Source organism: Rhodoferax sp. BLA1, from assembly GCF_013416775.1.
Lineage (GTDB): Bacteria > Pseudomonadota > Gammaproteobacteria > Burkholderiales > Burkholderiaceae_C > Rhodoferax.
The window spans coordinates 58,489-76,502 of sequence record NZ_SZVI01000002.1 but is presented as its reverse complement, the minus strand read 5'-3'; the positions used below and the strand labels follow the sequence as shown (position 1 = coordinate 76,502).

Sequence of the window (18,014 nt, the reverse complement as noted above, 5' to 3'; positions counted from 1 at the left end):
ACATGCGGGACGCCGTTGAAAGGGTTGATGCGGCGGCGTGCCCAGCACCGCATCAACTCGGGAAAAATCAGTTGTAGAAAAACTTCAGCGGCACCAGCACGATGGACGGGAACGCCACCAGCAGGAACAGCACAATGATGTCGGCGATCAGGAACGGCACCACCCCGCGCGCGACCTGGTCCATCTTCATGTGGCCAACACCTGCCACCACATTGAGCACCGTACCCACCGGCGGTGTGACCAGCCCAATCACCCCGCAGAGCACAAACAGCACCCCAAAATACACCGGGTCAATACCGGCCGCCTTGACCACCGGCACCATCACCGGGGCCAGAATCAGGATGGTGGGGGTCAGGTCCATCACCATGCCCACCATCAGCAACACCAGCATCAAGATACACAGCAAGGTGGTGGGGCTTTGCATAAACGGCTCCAGGATGGCAATCAGCTGCCCGGGCAGGTCGGCCACCGCTATCAGCCAAGCGCTCACCGACGCCGCCGCCACCATGAACATGATGATGCTGGTGGTTTTGGCCGAGGCGGCAAACACCCCGTACAGCTGCTTGAAGCTCAACTCGCGGTACACCACCGTCGCCACAAAAAAGGCATAAACAGCCGCCACCACGGCAGCTTCAGTGGGTGTGAACACACCAAACTTCAAGCCCACCAGCACAATGAATGGCAGCACCAGGGCCCAGGAGGATTCACGCAGGGCTTTGACCACATCGGTCCGGCTGGCTTTGGGTGGGGTCACCACGGCCTCGGCACGGGCCGTGATCCACCAGGCGATGGCACAGGCCGTGCCCATCATCAACCCCGGCACGATACCGGCCATGAACAGCTTGCCAATCGACACGTTGGCGGTCACACCAAACACCACAAACGGGATGGAGGGCGGAATGATCGGGGCGATGATGCCAGCCGAGGCAATCAAACCACCTGAGCGCGCCTTCTGGTGCCCGGCGCGCACCATCATCGGCAACAGCAGCGCCGTCAGCGCCGCAGTGTCTGCCACCGCCGAGCCTGAGAGTGAGGCCATCAGGCAGGCGGCAATGATGGTCACATAACCTAGGCCACCACGCACATGGCCGACCAAAGCAATGGCCAGGTCCACAATGCGCCGCGACAAACCGCCAGCGTTCATGATTTCACCCGCCAGCATGAAAAAAGGCACCGCCAGCAGCGGGAAACTGTTGGCGCCTTCGAGGACGTTCTGCGCCAGAATTTGGGCGTCAAAGTTGCCCAGGTGCAGCATCAGGGCCACGCCTGAGAGCAGCAGCGAATAGGCAATCGGAATGCCCAGCGCCACGGAGCCGATCAGCGCCGCGAGAAATATCAGGATCGTCATTGTGTCTGCCTCGGGCTATTTATTTTTTGACGGCGTTGCGGATGTCGGCTTGCGCGGCCTCGCTTGAGCGGCGTTCGAGTTCAGCTTGTTCGAGAGCGTGTTGGGCCTTGCGGATTTGTGTGGGAGTTGGCTGGCCACGCAGGGTGAACCACAGGTCGCTCAGCAGCATGATCCCGGTGCCTACGGAAAACACCACACCTGTGCTGTAGACCCAGGCCATCGACCATTCACTGACCGGGGCCAACACCTCCCAGTTGATCGCGGTTTGTGCCCAGCTGCCTTTGAAGATCAAGAAGGTGACCCACAACATCAGCAGCTGGCCAACCACTGTGCCGATCTTTTGCAGCTTGGGCGGCAGCTTGTCCATCACCATGTCGCTGCCCATGTGGCACTGCTCATGCACCGCAATACTGGCGCCCAGAAAAATCAGCCACAGGAACAACCAGCGGGACAGTTCCTCAGACACTGTGATGCCCGAATTGAAGGCGTACCGCATCACCACGTTGCCAAACACCATGAGCACCATCAGCACCAGGCAAATGACGATGATCACGGTCAACAACTGGCAATAGCGACCGATCAATTTTTGAACCATCTCGCGTCTCCAAACTTGCGTGACTTATTAATGTACTAACTGGTTAGTTTTATATGATCAGTGTTTACCCTAGCGCTTGGACAACCGACGAAGTCGAAGCAAAGTGGCAAAAAAGTACCTCGATTCACACCCACTGTGGTGAGCGGTCGTCGGAACTACCTGTGGAAAACTCAGCGCAACACAAAACGCACCACCATCTCGGTGATGCTGTTTCGCCGTGCCGCCAGCGCGGCCTCACCGCTGGGGGCGCCCTTGAAAATCAACCCGAAAGTGTGTTGGTTGGAGACGTTGAAAAACGTCAGTGCCGAGATCGATGCGTGGATGTCAGTGGCATCGAGCCCGGGCCGAAACACACCCTGCGCCACACCCCGGTCGTATAACTCGCGGATGGCGGCAATGGCGGGCACATTGAGCTGCTGGATGCTTTTGCTTTGCGCCAGGTAGGTGCCACGTTCGATGTTTTCGTTCATCACCAGGCGGATGTAGTCCGGGTTGCCCCAATGGTGGTCAAAGGTGAACTCGACCAGGCGGCGCAGTGCCGCTTCGGGGGCCAGATTTTCCAGGTGCAATTCGGCTTCGATCGACCGCATGCGACGGTAAGACTCTTCGAGAACCGCCACATACAAACCCTCTTTGCTACCAAAGTAGTAGTAAATCATGCGTTTGCTGGTGCGGGTGGCAGCCGCAATGGCGTCGATGCGTGCGCCGCTCAGGCCCTTCTCTGCAAACTCCTTGGTGGCCATGTCCAAAATGCCAGCCATGGTGCGCTCGGGGTCGTTGGTGCGGGTGGTGTGCTTGCCCCCTGCCTGAGGGTCTGTTTTGGTAGTCACCTTCTGCTCCGAATGGACTAACTGGTTCATTCACAAAGTATAGGATCAAGTGTGACAAACCACCTGTCCATTCAGTCGCGGGTTTTCCCTAGGCCCTGATCACTGTTTCAAGACCATCACCCTGCGGCCTGGGTCCGCGCCTCTTTGAGCAGCCAGGCTCGAAAGGCCTGAACAGCAGGGCGCTGACTGATGGCCTCGGGCACCACCAGGTAATAGGCATAGTTCTGCGCCACCGCCAGCTCAAACGGCGCCACCAGGCGGCCCTGGGCCAGCGCTGTCGCCACCAGCGGCTTGGAGGCCAGCGCCACGCCCAGCCCGTCCAGCGCGGCCACATAAACCAGACCCGAGTCGCTGAAATGGGGCCCGGCGCTGCTGTCCACATCCTTGACCCCGGCCAGCTTGAACCAGTCGGCCCAGCCCGGGCTTGTGTGGTCGCTGGCGATGGCATCGGTGTGCAGGCGCACATGGTGACGCATGTCATCGGGTGTGCGCAGCGGCGGGCCGGCGGCCAGCAGTTTGGGGCTGCACACCGCGATGTACTCCGAGCCAAACAGGTGATCCACCTGGCAACCTGGATAGACACCGGTGCCAAAACGGATCACCACGGTGGAATCTTCCTCACGCGGGTCCACCGGCGCCAGCGGTGCTGAGACAGGGGCCTGGTCACTGTCTATGGCCTTGAGCGAGCGGATGATCTGCAGGTTGAGCTGGGGCTCGGCCTGGGCGAAGCCCTTGAGCCGCGGCACCATCCAGCGGGTCGCAATCGAGGGCGGCAACACCACCACCAGCTTGCCGCTGCTGGCGCGCGCCTGGGCACTCTCGACCGCTGCCGCAAAACAGGCCAGGCCTTCGCGCACCTTGGGCAACATGGCCTGTCCCTGGACCGTGAGCTCCAGCGCACGGGTCAGGCGGCGAAACAGTGCGTAACCCAAAAAATCCTCCAGCAGCTTGATCTGGTGGCTGATCGCGGTGGGTGTCACCGACAACTCCAGCGCCGCGTTTTTGAAACTCAGGTGGCGTGCGGCAGCCTCAAAGGCGCGCAAGGCATTCAGCGGGGGCAAGCGGTAGGACATGGATGAGTTTTTCTGATCTGTTGCCTGAAAAATGCTCGTTTGCCGCTGGGCAGCACAGCCATTAACCTCGCGCCATGCCTCCACAAGAGGCTTTTGTTACACAAGGATTTGCCACCATGCCCCAGAACTACATCGACATCTACGCCCAGGTGCGCTTGGCCAACCAGCAACGCTCGGACGCCATGGGTGAGATTTTGGCATTGGGCTGGCGCCATTTGAAACAACGGATCAGCCGTCTGGTGTTTCACAACACACCGCCACGGGGTGACTTCGCCCAGCCTTGAGCAGGCGTCTATTTGGCTGCAGAACCGGGAACGTCGTTGGGATGTTTCTTCTTATAAGCCTCGGTTCGCGGCACTTTTTTATCGATCGCCTTGCCAGTGTTGCTGATGGCCTCACCGGTGGCATGGGCAGCCTTTTTGGTGGCTTTTTGGGTGCGCTCCAGCAGGCTGGGTGCAGGTGCGCTGGCTTGGCTGGCGGCAGCCGTGGCGGCTAAAACGCTGCTGGTGTGGCCCAGGCCCAGCGCAGTGGTCAGGACCAGGGCGCCCAGAGAGGCGCTGTGAGTGAGAAAACGGCTCATGGTTCATCCTTGGTGGTGTTGAAACCAGCCCATTGTGAAGCTTTTTGGTGACGCTGACTCACCTGCTAAAACCCGAGATGCAGTGCCCCTGCGAATCCAGTCGACCAAATAAACCATCAAAAAACCAGAGCATCCTGCCCTTGTCACATAAGGGCCAGGAGCCATTTTGAGTACTTTTTTGCTCAGTCGACCAGCGAACGTGTGGCGGTAAAACGCTTCTCCATCTCGCGGCGCATGTCCTTGCGCACCAGAGCGGCGGCATGGCGGCGGATCTCATCGGGGGTCTGGGGCTCCAGCGGCGGCACGGCCACCGGTTTGCGTTCGTCATCCACCGCCACCATCGTAAAAAAGCAGCTGTTGACATGGCGTACCGAGCGGTTCTGGATGTTCTCGGCAATCACCTTGATGCCCACCTCCATCGACGAAGAACCGGTGTGGTTGACTGACGACAAAAAGGTAACCAGCTCCCCCACATGGATCGGCTGGCGGAACATCACCTGGTCCACACTGAGCGTGACCACATACCGCCCGGCATAACGGCTGGCGCAAGCGTAGGCCACCTGGTCAAGCAACTTGAGGATGTTGCCGCCGTGCACATTGCCGGAGAAATTGGCGGTATCGGGCGTCATCAGCACCGTCATCGAGAGCTGGTGCAGGGGTAAATCCATGGAAGTTCCTTGTAGGGTCGGCTTGACTGTGGTCCATGATATCGCTGCCACCTGAGCGTCACCCTGCCATCCCCGCTTCGGGTGACTACCTACAGACACCGTGGCACGTGGCTTGCTAGCATGAATGTTGAACCTGACCAAACGGTCAGATTTAACAGGAGTCATCCGCGTGTCCATGTCCTTTGCCCCTGATATCCAAGCCGGTCGGCTCGACGCCGCCGACTACGCCCAGCGATTTGCCGATGCCACGCCGCGCTTGACCCGCGCCCAGGCGGTGCTGGAGGCAGAACGTTGCCTGTACTGTTACGACGCACCTTGCGCCACCGCCTGCCCCACGCATATTGATGTGCCCTCGTTCATCAAACGCATTGGGGAAGGCAACCTGCGTGGCTCGGCCCGCGCCATTCTGGAGGCCAACCCGCTGGGCGGCATGTGCGCGCGCGTCTGCCCCACGGAGAACCTGTGTGAAGCGGTCTGCGTGCGCAACACGCAGGAGGGCAAGCCGGTGGCGATTGGCCGCCTGCAACGCCACGCGGTGGACGCGCTGATGGACAGCGCCAAGCCGCAAATCTTCACCCGTGCCGCACCCACCGGCAAGAAGATTGCGGTGGTGGGCGCCGGCCCTGCCGGGCTGGCCTGCGCCCACACCCTGGCCAAGTTGGGCCACGACGTGGTGGTGTTTGACGCCAAGCCCAAGGCCGGCGGCCTCAATGAATACGGCTTGGCCAGCTACAAAACGCCCAACAACTTTGCCCAGGCGGAAGTGCAATGGTTATTGGCCATCGGTGGCATTGAGCTGCGCCACAGCTGGCGGCTGAGCGATGTGGCGCAGCTCGACGCACTGCGCCAGGACTTTGATGCCCTTTTTCTGGGCATGGGTTTGCCCAACACGCACCAGCTTGGCGTACCGGGCGAGTCGCTCTACGGTGTGCAGGACGCAGTCGACTTCATCGCCACCCTGCGCCAGGCCGAGGACCTGTCCTGCCTGCCGATAGGCCGCCAGGTGGTGGTGATTGGCGGCGGCATGACCGCGGTGGACGCGGCCGTGCAGGCCAAGCTGCTGGGCGCGAAGGACGTGCACATGGTCTATCGGCGCGGGCCGGAGGCGATGAGTGCCTCCCTGGCTGAACAGGAATGGGCGCTGACCAACGGTGTGGTAATCCACCACTGGCTCAGCCCGCTGGACATCGTGCCCAATGAGGTGGACCCCCAATGCGTGGGCGGCGTGCGCTTTGCCCAACAAAAGCTGCACGGCGACAAGCTGGTGGCCACCGGTGACACCCTGGTGCTGGAAGCCGACATGGTGCTCAAGGCGATTGGTCAGACGCTGGGCAACCCGCTGCTGGCGCAGGCCAACTTTGAACTACAGGGCGGCCGCATTGCCACCGACGCCAACGGCCTGACCAACCAGCCGGGCGTCTGGGCCGGTGGCGACTGCCGCGCCGGTGGGCTGGACCTGACGGTGGAAGCCGTTGAACACGGCAAGTTGTCAGCGCAGGCCATCCACGCGCAGCTGAGCGCTTCACGCCTGCCGTGACAGACAGCGCAAGGCAATTGAGCAAAAAGTGCCTCTAGCCCTTGCAGGTCAAGCACACATAACTATGCAAGTTGTAGCAAATCGATTTGAAAGCACACCATGGCCAATTTGACAACCCACTTCATCGGCATCTCCAGCCCGAACCCGTTCTGGCTGGCCTCGGCGCCGCCCACCGACAAGGCCTACAACGTCAACCGCGCTTTTGAGGCCGGTTGGGGCGGCGTGGTCTGGAAAACGCTGGGCGAGGAAGGCCCGCCAGTGGTCAATGTGAACGGCCCGCGTTACGGCGCGCTGATGAGCGCGGACCGGCGCCTGAACGGTTTCAACAACATCGAGCTGATCACCGACCGTGACCTGGCGCTCAACCTGAAGGAAATCACCGAGGTCAAACGCCTGTGGCCCGACCGCGCGGTGGTGGTGTCGATCATGGTGCCGTGTAACGAAGACGCCTGGCGCGCCATCCTGCCACGCGTGGAGGCGACTGGCTGCGACGGCATTGAGCTGAACTTTGGCTGCCCGCACGGCATGAGTGAACGCGGCATGGGCGCGGCCGTGGGCCAGGTGCCCGAGTACATCCAGATGGTGACCCACTGGTGCAAGCAGTATTGCAAGCTGCCGGTGATCGTGAAGCTCACGCCCAATATCACCGACATCCGCCTGCCCGCACGTGCGGCCAAAAACGGCGGTGCCGACGCGGTGAGCCTGATCAACACCATTAACTCCATCATGGGCGTCGACCCCTACAGCCTGACCATGGTGCCCAGCACCGGTGGCAAGGGCTCCCACGGCGGTTACTGCGGCCCGGCGGTCAAACCGATTGCGCTCAACATGGTGGCCGAGATCGCCCGTGACCCGCAGACTGCAGGGCTGCCGATTTCAGGCATTGGCGGCATTGGCACCTGGCGCGACGCGGTGGACTACATCGCGCTGGGCGCGGGCAATGTGCAGGTCTGCACCGCCGCCATGGTCTATGGCTTCAAAATTGTGCAGGAGATGATCGACGGCCTGTCCAACTACATGGACGAAATGGGGTTCACCAGCATCGACGACTTCAAGGGCCGCGCGATCCCGACCGTGTCGGACTGGAAATACCTCAACCTCAACCACATCAGCAAAGCCGTCATCAACCAGGACAGCTGTATCGAATGTGGCCGCTGCCATATTGCCTGCGAAGACACCAGCCACCAAGCGATCACGAGCATCAAAGACGGCAAACGCCACTTTGAGGTGAAAGAGGACGAATGTGTGGGCTGCAACCTGTGCACCCTGGTCTGCCCGGTGCCCGACTGCATCACTCTGCGCACCGTGGCGCCCGGCGAGATCGATTTACGCACCGGAAAAACCGTGCAAGCGCCCCATGCCGACTGGACGACGCACCCCAACAACCCGGCGCGGGTGGCGGCGTAAGATTTGCCGCTTGACCGCTGGCTGGCACCGTGTTTTTAAGTGAAATAGGCCTCTAGCCCTTTTGTAATAAGCATTGATAGCTATTGAATATGGAGTATTTATGAGCAACATCCTGATCCGCGGCGGCACCGTGGTCAACGCCGACCAAGCCTTCCAGGCCGATGTGTTGACGCAAGACGGCAAGATCATTGCCGTCGGCCCAAATCTGCAGGCACCCGCAGGCACAGAAGTGGTGGACGCCGGTGGCCAGTATGTGATGCCCGGTGGCATTGACCCACACACCCACATGCAGCTGCCGTTCATGGGCACCACCACCATGGACGACTTCTACACTGGCACCGCTGCCGGCCTGGCGGGCGGCACCACCAGCATCATCGACTTTGTCATCCCCAACCCGCAACAACCGCTGATGGAGGCCTACCAGACCTGGCGCGGTTGGGCCGAAAAGTCAGCGGCCGACTACGGTTTTCATGTCGCCATCACCTGGTGGGACGAATCGGTTAAACGCGACATGGGCACCCTGGTGCAGCAGGAAGGTGTGAACAGCTTCAAACACTTCATGGCCTACAAAAACGCCATCATGTGTGACGACGAAACCCTGGTGAACAGCTTCAAACGCGCGCTGGAACTCGGCGCCATGCCCACCGTGCACGCCGAAAATGGCGAGCTGGTCTACCTGCTACAACAAGAGGTGGCCAAGCGCGGCATCACCGGCCCCGAAGGCCACCCGCTGTCACGCCCGCCAACGGTGGAAGGTGAGGCCGCCAACCGCGCCATCGCCATTGCCGAAGTGCTTAACGTGCCGATCTACGTGGTGCATGTGTCCTGCATCGAATCGGCCGACGCGATTGCCCGCGCCCGAGCACGCGGCCAACGCGTTTACGGCGAGGTGCTGGCCGGGCACCTGACGATCGACGACAGCGTCTACCGCCACCCCGACTTTGCAACCGCCGCCGCCCACGTGATGAGCCCGCCGTTCCGCCCCAAAGCGCACCAGGAAGCGCTGTGGCGCGGCCTGCAAAGCGGCAGCTTACACACCACCGCCACCGACCACTGTACCTTCTGCGCGGCTCAAAAAGCCGCAGGCCAAGACAACTTTGCCAAGATCCCCAACGGCTGCGGCGGTGTTGAGGAACGTATGGCCGTGGTCTGGGACGAAGGGGTCAACACCGGGCGCCTAACCCCCAGCGAATTTGTCGCGGTGACCTCGGCCAACACCGCCAAGCTGTTCAACCTTTACCCCAACAAAGGCAGCGTTTCCGTCGGCGCAGATGCAGACATCGTGGTCTGGGACCCGGCGGGCACCAAGACCTTATCCGCCAAAACCCAGTTCAGCAAGGGCGACTACAACATCTTCGAAGGCCGCACCGTGCGCGGCATCCCGAGCCACACCTTGAGCCAGGGCAAGTTGGTGTTTGTGCAGGGTGATTTGCGCGCTGAGCGGGGGGTGGGGCGGTATATCAAACGGCCGGCGTTTAATGCGAATTTCGCGGCGAGTAAGTTGAGGGCGGATGTGATGGCAGTTGGGGCGGTGAAGCGCTAAGGCTTGGCCTTGGGCATGAATCCTTTTGATTCAACCTTGACGGCGGTGCCCGCTGGCGACGGTTGGGCGGGTTTCGCCCTGGCGGGCGAGGTGCTTTGTGGCTTAGCTGCGCCCGCAGGCCGGGAATGGCCCGGCGGCCACTTCCTTTCTTTTGCTTCGCCAAAAGAAAGGAAGCAAAGAAAAAGCGAGCCCGCTGTTTGTGTCCCTACGCTGCGCTTCGGGCAACCTGCGGTGCTCGCTTCAGGGAGGGGCGCGCTCGAACTCGCTACGCTCAAACAATCGCGCGCCCTGATCTCCCTGAAGCTGTGCTCCTCGGCACAAACAGAAGGGCCAGGAACCACCCAGTCAGCCCGGCTCGTGGCGCTGCGCGCCACCTTGCCGAGTTGTGTGTCTGCCGCCGACACATTGCCCAGCCAACCAACTACGCCGCACCCTCACAAATCGACCATTGACTACTCCCGCCCAAGCGACCAGCCGCAGCGTTTTAACACGACCAGAGAACGCCCAATGCCCAGTTTCGCCTCGGCACGAGCGCAGCAAAGTGCCGTAGCTCTCGCTGCCGTTGAGGCCGGGCTGAGCAGCGCAGGGGCGGGCGGAGAAAGGGCTGGCGATTGTTTGAGCGAAGCGAGTTCGAGCCAGACCCCGCCTGACACGAGCAGCGCAAGGCACCGCGTAGCGGCCCGGACGTCGGCTCGCCTTTACTTTGGTTACTTTCATTTGGCGAAGCAAAAGAAAGTAACTCGCCCGCCGGGGCGAAACCCGGCCAGCGACAGCAGGTCGACCAGCCTGCGCCAGCAAAACCACGCGACATGCAGGCACACAGCTTGCAACAGATGACGACAAATTCACCAAGGAAGATGACATGACCACAAGCACCACCACCAACATCTCCACCCTCCGCATCAACGGCCAACGCCTCTGGGACTCTTTGATGGAACTCGCCAAAATCGGCGCCACCCCCAAAGGCGGTGTCTGCCGCTTGACCCTCACCGACCTCGACAAACAAGGCCGCGACCTGGTCACGAAATGGGCGCGTGAGGCGGGCCTGACGGTGACCATCGACAAAATCGGCAACGGCTTCATGCGCCGCCCGGGCCGCAACAACGCCCTGCCACCCATCGTCACCGGCAGCCACATCGACACCCAGCCCACCGGTGGCAAGTTCGACGGCAACTACGGTGTGTTGGCTGGGATGGAAGTCATGCGCACGCTCAACGACCACAACATCGAGACCGAAGCGCCGATGGAGGTCAGCTTCTGGACCAACGAAGAAGGCTCGCGTTTTGTGCCGGTGATGATGGGCTCGGGCGTGTTTTCCAAGACCTTCACGCTGGAGCACGCCTACGCCGCTAAGGACATCGATGGCAAGACAGTCGGTGAGGAGTTGGCGCGCATTGGCTACATCGGTGAACAGCAGCCCGGTGACCACCCGATTGGCGCGTTTTTTGAGACCCACATCGAACAAGGCCCGGTGCTTGAAGACAACGACGTCACGATTGGGGTGGTGCAGGGCGTGCTGGGCATCCGCTGGTTTGACTGCACCGTGACCGGCATGGAAGCGCACGCGGGCCCGACACCGATGGCGCTGCGCAAGGACGCGATGCAGGTCGCCGCGCAAATCATGCAAGAAGTGGTGGCAACCGCGATGCGCCACCAGCCGCATGGCCGTGGCACGGTGGGCATGGTGCAGGTGTTCCCGAACAGCCGCAATGTGATCCCGGGGCGGGTCAAGTTCAGCATCGACCTGCGCAACGCTACAGACGCGCTGGTGGACCAAATGGCCGATGAGGTGAAGGCCTTCGCCGCCAGCCTGAGCCAACAAACTGGCCTGGGCGTGCAGATTGAACTGGTCTCCAGCTACCCGGCGCAAGCCTTTCATGAGGATTGCAAAGGCGCGGTGGCCAAGGCAGCCTCCAAGCTGGGTTATTCCAACATGCAGGTGGTGTCTGGCGCCGGGCATGACGCGGTCTACATGTCGCAACTCGCGCCCACCGGCATGATTTTCATCCCGTGCAAGGACGGCATCAGCCACAACGAGATCGAGTCCGCCACGCCTGAACACATCACGGCGGGCTGCAATGTGCTGTTGCACGCGATGCTGGAGCGCGCTGGCGTGGTGTGACCGCAGGCCAACTCGACGATCTCCCAATGGTTTGTATCCCTTGTGTGCAAAAGGCCTACCCCCAAACGCCGTGACGCGCTTGGCTGTTACAGTTTGAGACAAGTCACCCATCGCGTGATCTGTCTCAAACAAGGCGTCAGGGGTATCAATGGACAAGTTGGACAATGGACGAAGCTGACCTCAACCGGGATCGGCTGGCGCTGGCTCTGGAAGCTGCCGGGCTGGACCTCTGGGAAAACAATTTGCTCACCGGGGAAGTCAGCCGCCGGGCCATGAAAACCATCACCACCCTCGGTTACCCCGAGGAGGAGCAATGGACCTATGTTGAGCAGTTTTTCCAACTGATCCACCTGGACGATCAACCACGCGTGCAGCTGGCGCTGGATGAGCACCTGTCCGGCCGCTCGCCCCAATACCGCGCTGAATTCAGGTTGCGCGCCAAAGACGGCAGCTGGCTCTGGTTTGCCAATTACGGCAAGATCATGGACCGCGAAGGCAGCACCCCAGGCCAGCGTTTTGTCGGTGTGACCTTCAACATCGACGACCGCAAGCGCAAGGAAGACGAGCTGGCGCAGATCAACCAGCAATTGGCTGAACAAAACGCCTTGCTGGAGCTGCTGGCCGCCAGCGACTCTCTGACCGGGCTGGCCAATCGGCGTCGGCTGATGGAGCTCGGTGCCAATGAATGCAAACGCACGGCGCGTTTCTCACACGACTTGTCGCTGCTGGTGGTGGACATCGATTTTTTCAAGAACATCAACGACGCCTGGGGACACCAGGTGGGTGACCGGGTGATCTGCGCGGTGGCCGAGGCCTGCAACAGCCGCATCCGCGTGGGCCTGGACACCGCCGCCCGCGTGGGGGGTGAGGAGTTTGTGGTGCTGCTGCCAGAAACCAACCACACCAGTGCCTGCGCGGTGGCCGAGTCGCTGCGTCAGGCGGTGGCCAGCAAACAGGTGCCAACCAACGAAACCGGGGTCAGCATCAGCTTCACCGTCAGCATTGGTGTGGCGACGCTACAAGGTGGTGCCATGTCCTTTGACCAGTTGTTCAACAACGCCGACAAAGCACTGTACCGGGCCAAGCAGTCCGGCCGCAACAATGTGCAGTCCTGGGACGACGCACCCTGGCCTGTATAAAAGCCAAAGGCTTCGAGAAACCGGCCAAACCTCCTGCAGGAGGTACGCCACCGGCGGCCGCTGAGAACGCAAAAAAGCATGGCACCCGCCGCGCGCTCCAGGCTGCGCCAGCGCACATTTGAGGTGTAATACTTTACCCAACCCATGGAGAGCCTCAACCATGTCTTTGCCTGGACTGATGTGTGCAACGCTGTTCAAACACCTGCCTGACGGCGTATTTTTGATTGACCCCGAGACGTCCTGTGTTCTGGACTGCAACGAAGTGGCGCTGAAACACGTCGGCATGACGCGCAGCGAGATCCTCAACCAGTCGGTGCTGAAGTTGCATGTCGAGGTGATGGGTCTGGACCAGTGGGCCAGTCTGGCGCAGGCGGTGCGGGCTGTTGAGCACCTGGTGTTTGTGGTGCATCACCGCCACAAGTCCGGCGCGGAAGTCCCGGTGGAGATCAAGACCAGCCACTTCTGGCAGGACGGGCGCGAATATTTCCTGTCGATCGCCCGCAACATCAGTTCCCGCTTGGCGCAGGAGCGCGCCGGGCACCGTGATGAGGCCCAGCTGCGATATGCGCTCAACGAGGCCCTGGACGGCCTGTGGGACTGGAACCTGCAGACCGATGAGGTATTTTTCAGCCCGCAGCTGGCACGTATGCTGGGCTACGGCCCGAGCGAGATGGCGCCCCACCGCGATACCTGGAGCGCCAATCTGCACCCCGAGGACGCCTTGTGGGTGCGCAAGGTGTTGCAGGAACACATTGATGGCCAGCGTAGCCGCTACAACGCCGAATACCGGCTGCGCAACCGCAACGGCCACTACATCTGGGTGCATGACCGAGGCCGCGTCTGTGAACACAACGACGACGGCCAACCGATTCGCATGCTGGGCATGATGCGCAACGTCACCGACCAGAAAACCATGGAGCTCACGCTGCAGGCCATGGCCTCACACGACCCGCTGACCGGGCTGCTCAACCGCCGCGAAGGTGAACAGGTGCTGGACCGGCAGCTGGAGTTATGCCGTCGGCTGGCGGTGCCCATGGGCATGTGTTTTTTGGACCTAGACCACTTCAAACGCATCAACGACGAACACGGCCACGCTCTGGGTGACAAGGTGCTGCAGCGGGTGGCCCAGACCATCAGCCATGAGGTGCGCAGCACCGACGCCCTGTTTCGCTGGGACAGCGACGAGTTCCTGCTGCTGTGTGTCGACACCGCCGAGTCTGACCTGCTGGTGCTGGTTGAAAAGCTCCGCGCCAAAATTGCCGCCACCCATTGGCAGGACCTGGGTCAGTTGCCCGGCATCACCTGCAGCTTTGGCGTGGCGGTGTTTCCCGACCATGCGGACAACGCCGACAACCTGTTTGTGGCCGCCGACTCGGCGCTGTACCGGGCCAAGGCCCAGGGTCGCAACCGGGTGGAGGTGGCGCCCAAACTCGCGCCACCTGCGAAGACCACCCCAGCATCAGATGGCAAATAGGCCTATAGCCCTTATAAAAAAAGGGTTGATAGCTACTTTATTCATAGCAACCCACTCCCATGCTTGACCTGCTGATCCACAACGCCACCCTGCCCGACGCCCGCCAGCACATGTCGGTGGCTGTGCAAGACGGTCACATCGTCGAGGTGGCCGCTGGTCTGCAGGCCCCGGCGCACCACAGCGTCGACGCCCAGGGTCAGCTGCTCAGCCCGCCGTTTGTGGATGCCCACTTCCACATGGACGCCACCCTGAGCTACGGCCTGCCGCGTGTTAACCAGTCGGGCACGCTGTTGGAGGGCATTGCGTTATGGGGCGAACTCAAACCGTTGCTCACGCAAGAAGCCCTGATTGAACGCGCCCTGGCTTACTGCGATTGGGCGGTGGCCAAGGGCTTGCTGGCGATCCGCACCCATGTGGACGTGTGTGACGACCGCCTGTTGGCGGTGGACGCGTTGCTGGCGGTCAAAAAACAGGTTGCTCCGTACATCGACCTGCAGTTGGTGGCCTTCCCGCAGGACGGTGCGCTGCGTGCGCCCGGTGCCCTGGCCAACCTCCAGCGTGCGCTGGACAAGGGTGTGGACGTGGTGGGTGGCATTCCCCACTTTGAGCGCACGTATGAGCAGGGCACCCAGAGCGTCAAACTGCTGTGTGAACTCGCTGCCGAGCGTGGCCTGCGGGTCGACATGCACTGCGACGAGTCGGACGACCCGCTCTCGCGCCATGTCGAAACCCTGGCCTTCGAGACCCAGCGCCTGGGCCTGCACGGCCGGGTTACCGGCTCGCACTTGACCTCGATGCACAGCATGGACAACTACTACGTGTCCAAACTGATGACCTTGATGGCGGAGGCGCAGCTGCACGCGGTGGCCAACCCGCTGATCAACATCACTCTGCAGGGTCGCCACGACAGCTACCCCAAACGCCGAGGGATGACCCGCGTGCCCGAGCTGCTGGCCGCAGGCATCAATGTGGCCTTTGGCCACGACTGTGTGATGGACCCCTGGTACAGCTTGGGCAGTGGCGACATGCTTGAAGTCGCCCACATGGGCTTGCATGTGGCGCAAATGACCAGCCAGGCCGCGATGCGCCAGTGTTTTGACGCGGTCACGGTGAATGCGGCACGGGCTCTGGGCCTGGAGCACTATGGGCTGGAGGTCGGCTGCCACGCCGATTTTGTGCTGTTACAAGCGCGTGACCCGGTGGAGGCGCTGCGCCTGCGCGCCACCCGGCTGCAGGTGTTCAAACGCGGCCAACTGCTGGCCCAGACACCGGCCACGGTCGCCCAGCTGCATCTGCCCAGTCGGCCCGGGCAAACCCGCTGGATGCCTGACACCCCCGGTTTCGACTGACACCGGGTCTTGGCTCACCACCCCGGCACTGCCGGGGTGGGTTTCTCAAACGTAAGAGACGTAGCGCGGGTCGTACACGTGGGCTCGCACCAGCGCAGGCAGGTCTTCCGGCCGCGACTTGGACGCCAGGCCCTGCTCGAAAATCACCTCGGCCACCGCCACCGCAATTTGCACCGAGACCTCCCGCACACGGGTCAGCGGCGGCAGCAGGCTGCCTTGCGCCAGATCTTCAGGCGTGACCGATGCCGCCAGGGTGTGGGCCGCTGCCAGGAACATTTCGTCGGTGATGTGTTTGGCCCCGCAGCTGATGGCGCCCAGACCCAGGCCCGGGAAGATGTAGGCGTTGTTGCCCTGGCGCGGCACCAGGGTGTTGCCCTGGTAGACCACCGGGTCAAACGGGCTGCCGCAGGCGAACAGGGCGCGCCCTTGGGTGGCGGTGTAGGCCTCCTCGGCGGTGCATTCTGCTTTGGAGGTGGGGTTGGACAGGGCAAACACAATCGGTTGCGGGTTGATCTCGGCCATGGTCTGCAACACCTCGGTGTTGAAGGCGCCACCGACTGCGGCCACCCCAATGATGGCGGTGGGGCGCAGCGCCTGCACCGCCGCCAGGAAACTGTCGACCTCGGCATGCGCATGGGCGTAGGGTTGTTTTTGCGCGGCCAGGCCACTGCGCGACTGCACCACCAGGCCTTTGGAGTCCACCAGCCAGCAGCGCTGGCGCGCCAGCTCGGGCGTCAGGCCCTGTGACACCATGGCCGCGACCAGCAGGTCGGCAATGCCGGTGGCGGCTTCACCGGCACCGAGGAACAGGAAGGTCTCGTCAGCCAACTGCGTGCCCTTGACCTGCAGCGCCGACAACATGGCCGCCAGCGCCACGGCGGCTGTGCCCTGGATGTCGTCGTTGAAGGTGCAGATCTGGTTGCGGTACTGCTCCAGCAGCCGAAAGGCGTTGTGGTTGGCAAAGTCCTCAAACTGGATGATCACGTTCGGGAAGACCTGGCGCGCGGCATTGATGAACTCGTCGACAAAGTCGTCGTAGATCTCACCGGTCACCCGGTGGCGGCGCAGGCCCACGTAATACGGGTCGGCCAACAGCTCTTCGTTGTTGGTGCCGACATCGAGCGTGATTGGCAGGCAGATCGCCGGGTCCACACCCGCGCAAGCGGTGTAGAGCGAGAGTTTGCCCACCGGGATGCCCATGCCGTTGGCGCCCAGGTCACCCAGGCCCAGAATGCGTTCACCGTCGGTGACCACAATGATGCTGGCCTTGTGCGGCCAGTTGCGCAGGATCTCGCTGATGCGACCGCGGTCATGGATGCTGATGAACAGGCCCCGATGGCGCTGGAAAATGTGGCCAAAACGCTGGCACGCCAGCCCCACCGTGGGGGTGTAGATCAGCGGCATGATCTCGTCGAGGTTGTCACACACCACGCGGAAGAACAGTCCCTCGTTGCGGTCATGCAGGCCGCTCAGCGCAATGAACTTGTCCAGCGGGTTGGGCAGGCGGCGCATGTTGACCAGAAAGCGGGCGACCTGCTCCTCCTGGGTTTGTACGTGTGGTGGCAGCAGGCCACGCAGGCCCAGCGCATCACGCTCGACCTCGGTGAAGGCGGTGCCTTTGTTGAGCAGGGGGTCTTGCAGCAAGGCCATGCCATGTGGAATGGTGCTGGGGCTGATCTTCATGGGGGACATCCTCGGATAGTGTTGTCAGTGCCATGAAGCACTCATGGCCGGTGCATTGTGCGCCTGCCGCAAGGCGGCAGCGCTATTGTGTTGCTACTATTAAAATAGCTATATGCCCTTTTAATATAAGGGCTACAGTGTTATTTCTTGTACAAATCAGGCTGTTCCACCAGGCGTTTCTCACGGGCCGCCAGTTCATCGGCAAACTGGCCTTTGGCTTCCGGGTAGATCAGGGTTTCTTCGAGCACGATGTGGTCGTGCAACAGGGCCAGAAACACCTCGACGTTGTGCTGCAGCTCGGCCATGTCGACCCAGTCTTCACCGTTGGCAATGGCGCGCAACATGGGCGCCAGCTCCAGCCAGTTTTGTTCGATCCAGCCGTGGTCTTGCTGTAGCGTGCGCACCGCCTGCACCAGCTGGGCGTTGTCGCTGGCCAGCAGCTTGGGGAAAATATTCTTCTCTTCCTCGGCATGGTGCTGGCGCGCTGTGGCCGAGAAAAAGGCCTCAATCACCCGCACTGGCTCGCGGTACTGTGCCTCGTCCGCACCCGCTTGAATTTGTTCCAGAACACTGGTCAGCTGGGCCAGATGTTCGTGGATCTGCTGGTGGCAGTCATCCAGCGCTTGAAAACGGTCGGCTTGGGGAACTGGCTTCATCACTCACTCC

The 18,014-nt window shown here is 61.7% G+C and carries 16 protein-coding genes; 8 read left to right on the top strand and 8 right to left on the bottom strand.

Annotated features, from left to right (window positions below; genetic code table 11):
• Nucleotides 1-67: 67 nt before the first annotated feature.
• The 4 genes from FDG13_RS03465 to gcvA all read right to left on the bottom strand — a co-directional run bounded on the left by FDG13_RS03465 (nt 68) and on the right by gcvA (nt 3,846).
• On the bottom strand, nt 68-1,348 hold the full coding sequence (locus FDG13_RS03465) for a TRAP transporter large permease subunit (protein WP_180125424.1): 1,281 nt from the start codon (nt 1,346-1,348) through the stop codon (nt 68-70).
• Between the two features lie 19 nt (nt 1,349-1,367).
• The gene (locus FDG13_RS03460; protein ID WP_180125423.1) at nt 1,368-1,943 is read right to left on the bottom strand and encodes a TRAP transporter small permease; all 576 of its coding nucleotides are present in this window, start codon (nt 1,941-1,943) and stop codon (nt 1,368-1,370) included.
• A 170-nt stretch (nt 1,944-2,113) separates the two neighbouring features.
• The gene (locus FDG13_RS03455) at nt 2,114-2,803 is read right to left on the bottom strand and encodes a TetR/AcrR family transcriptional regulator (protein ID WP_180125422.1); all 690 of its coding nucleotides are present in this window, start codon (nt 2,801-2,803) and stop codon (nt 2,114-2,116) included.
• A gap of 86 nt (nt 2,804-2,889) precedes the next feature.
• The gene (gene gcvA, locus FDG13_RS03450) at nt 2,890-3,846 is read right to left on the bottom strand and encodes a transcriptional regulator GcvA (protein WP_180125421.1); all 957 of its coding nucleotides are present in this window, start codon (nt 3,844-3,846) and stop codon (nt 2,890-2,892) included.
• A 116-nt stretch (nt 3,847-3,962) separates the two neighbouring features.
• On the opposite strand from gcvA, the gene FDG13_RS03445 reads away from it, so the two are divergent.
• Nucleotides 3,963-4,130 (top strand): hypothetical protein, encoded by a 168-nt coding sequence (locus tag FDG13_RS03445; protein WP_180125420.1) that lies wholly within the window; start codon nt 3,963-3,965, stop codon nt 4,128-4,130.
• Between the two features lie 8 nt (nt 4,131-4,138).
• Here the strand turns inward: FDG13_RS03445 and FDG13_RS03440 are convergent, their stop codons facing one another.
• Together FDG13_RS03440 and FDG13_RS03435 are read right to left on the bottom strand one after the other, a co-directional pair.
• Nucleotides 4,139-4,426, bottom strand: a complete 288-nt coding sequence (locus FDG13_RS03440; RefSeq protein WP_180125419.1) for a hypothetical protein — start codon at nt 4,424-4,426, stop codon at nt 4,139-4,141.
• A gap of 182 nt (nt 4,427-4,608) precedes the next feature.
• Nucleotides 4,609-5,094, bottom strand: a complete 486-nt coding sequence (locus FDG13_RS03435) for an acyl-CoA thioesterase (protein WP_180125418.1) — start codon at nt 5,092-5,094, stop codon at nt 4,609-4,611.
• A 175-nt stretch (nt 5,095-5,269) separates the two neighbouring features.
• On the opposite strand from FDG13_RS03435, the gene FDG13_RS03430 reads away from it, so the two are divergent.
• The 7 genes from FDG13_RS03430 (at nt 5,270) to FDG13_RS03400 (ending at nt 15,665) form a co-directional block, all read left to right on the top strand.
• Nucleotides 5,270-6,631 carry an NAD(P)-dependent oxidoreductase gene (locus FDG13_RS03430; RefSeq protein WP_180125441.1) on the top strand — a complete coding sequence of 454 codons (1,362 nt, stop codon included), beginning with the start codon at nt 5,270-5,272 and terminating at the stop codon, nt 6,629-6,631.
• A gap of 99 nt (nt 6,632-6,730) precedes the next feature.
• Nucleotides 6,731-8,038, top strand: coding sequence for an NAD-dependent dihydropyrimidine dehydrogenase subunit PreA (preA, locus tag FDG13_RS03425; protein ID WP_180125417.1), 1,308 nt, complete (start codon nt 6,731-6,733; stop codon nt 8,036-8,038).
• 100 nt (nt 8,039-8,138) lie between these two features.
• Nucleotides 8,139-9,581 carry a dihydropyrimidinase gene (gene hydA / locus FDG13_RS03420; RefSeq protein ID WP_180125416.1) on the top strand — a complete coding sequence of 481 codons (1,443 nt, stop codon included), beginning with the start codon at nt 8,139-8,141 and terminating at the stop codon, nt 9,579-9,581.
• 862 nt (nt 9,582-10,443) lie between these two features.
• Entirely contained in the window at nt 10,444-11,703 is a 1,260-nt protein-coding gene (locus FDG13_RS03415) for a Zn-dependent hydrolase (protein WP_180125415.1), read from the top strand.
• A gap of 164 nt (nt 11,704-11,867) precedes the next feature.
• Complete coding sequence (locus FDG13_RS03410; RefSeq protein WP_180125414.1) at nt 11,868-12,842, top strand: sensor domain-containing diguanylate cyclase; 975 nt, start codon at nt 11,868-11,870, stop codon at nt 12,840-12,842.
• A 160-nt stretch (nt 12,843-13,002) separates the two neighbouring features.
• The gene (locus FDG13_RS03405; RefSeq protein WP_180125413.1) at nt 13,003-14,316 is read left to right on the top strand and encodes a diguanylate cyclase; all 1,314 of its coding nucleotides are present in this window, start codon (nt 13,003-13,005) and stop codon (nt 14,314-14,316) included.
• Between the two features lie 59 nt (nt 14,317-14,375).
• Nucleotides 14,376-15,665 carry an amidohydrolase family protein gene (locus tag FDG13_RS03400; protein ID WP_180125412.1) on the top strand — a complete coding sequence of 430 codons (1,290 nt, stop codon included), beginning with the start codon at nt 14,376-14,378 and terminating at the stop codon, nt 15,663-15,665.
• Nucleotides 15,666-15,710: 45 nt separating this feature from the next.
• Here the strand turns inward: FDG13_RS03400 and FDG13_RS03395 are convergent, their stop codons facing one another.
• Together FDG13_RS03395 and FDG13_RS03390 are read right to left on the bottom strand one after the other, a co-directional pair.
• The gene (locus tag FDG13_RS03395; protein ID WP_218942605.1) at nt 15,711-17,348 is read right to left on the bottom strand and encodes an NAD-dependent malic enzyme; all 1,638 of its coding nucleotides are present in this window, start codon (nt 17,346-17,348) and stop codon (nt 15,711-15,713) included.
• Nucleotides 17,349-17,488: 140 nt separating this feature from the next.
• Complete coding sequence (locus FDG13_RS03390) at nt 17,489-18,004, bottom strand: hemerythrin domain-containing protein (RefSeq protein WP_180125411.1); 516 nt, start codon at nt 18,002-18,004, stop codon at nt 17,489-17,491.
• Nucleotides 18,005-18,014: the final 10 nt, after the last annotated feature.

Coding starts and splice junctions, on each gene's coding strand:
- preA (WP_180125417.1), top strand. CDS start 6,731: ATGGCCAATTTGACAACCCACTTCATCGGCATCTCCAGCCCGAACCCG.
- FDG13_RS03390 (WP_180125411.1), bottom strand. CDS start 18,004: ATGAAGCCAGTTCCCCAAGCCGACCGTTTTCAAGCGCTGGATGACTGC.
- FDG13_RS03460 (WP_180125423.1), bottom strand. CDS start 1,943: ATGGTTCAAAAATTGATCGGTCGCTATTGCCAGTTGTTGACCGTGATC.
- FDG13_RS03445 (WP_180125420.1), top strand. CDS start 3,963: ATGCCCCAGAACTACATCGACATCTACGCCCAGGTGCGCTTGGCCAAC.
- FDG13_RS03435 (WP_180125418.1), bottom strand. CDS start 5,094: ATGGATTTACCCCTGCACCAGCTCTCGATGACGGTGCTGATGACGCCC.
- FDG13_RS03405 (WP_180125413.1), top strand. CDS start 13,003: ATGTCTTTGCCTGGACTGATGTGTGCAACGCTGTTCAAACACCTGCCT.
- FDG13_RS03440 (WP_180125419.1), bottom strand. CDS start 4,426: ATGAGCCGTTTTCTCACTCACAGCGCCTCTCTGGGCGCCCTGGTCCTG.
- hydA (WP_180125416.1), top strand. CDS start 8,139: ATGAGCAACATCCTGATCCGCGGCGGCACCGTGGTCAACGCCGACCAA.
- FDG13_RS03395 (WP_218942605.1), bottom strand. CDS start 17,348: ATGAAGATCAGCCCCAGCACCATTCCACATGGCATGGCCTTGCTGCAA.
- FDG13_RS03415 (WP_180125415.1), top strand. CDS start 10,444: ATGACCACAAGCACCACCACCAACATCTCCACCCTCCGCATCAACGGC.
- gcvA (WP_180125421.1), bottom strand. CDS start 3,846: ATGTCCTACCGCTTGCCCCCGCTGAATGCCTTGCGCGCCTTTGAGGCT.
- FDG13_RS03430 (WP_180125441.1), top strand. CDS start 5,270: ATGTCCTTTGCCCCTGATATCCAAGCCGGTCGGCTCGACGCCGCCGAC.
- FDG13_RS03455 (WP_180125422.1), bottom strand. CDS start 2,803: ATGAACCAGTTAGTCCATTCGGAGCAGAAGGTGACTACCAAAACAGAC.
- FDG13_RS03465 (WP_180125424.1), bottom strand. CDS start 1,348: ATGACGATCCTGATATTTCTCGCGGCGCTGATCGGCTCCGTGGCGCTG.
- FDG13_RS03410 (WP_180125414.1), top strand. CDS start 11,868: ATGGACGAAGCTGACCTCAACCGGGATCGGCTGGCGCTGGCTCTGGAA.
- FDG13_RS03400 (WP_180125412.1), top strand. CDS start 14,376: ATGCTTGACCTGCTGATCCACAACGCCACCCTGCCCGACGCCCGCCAG.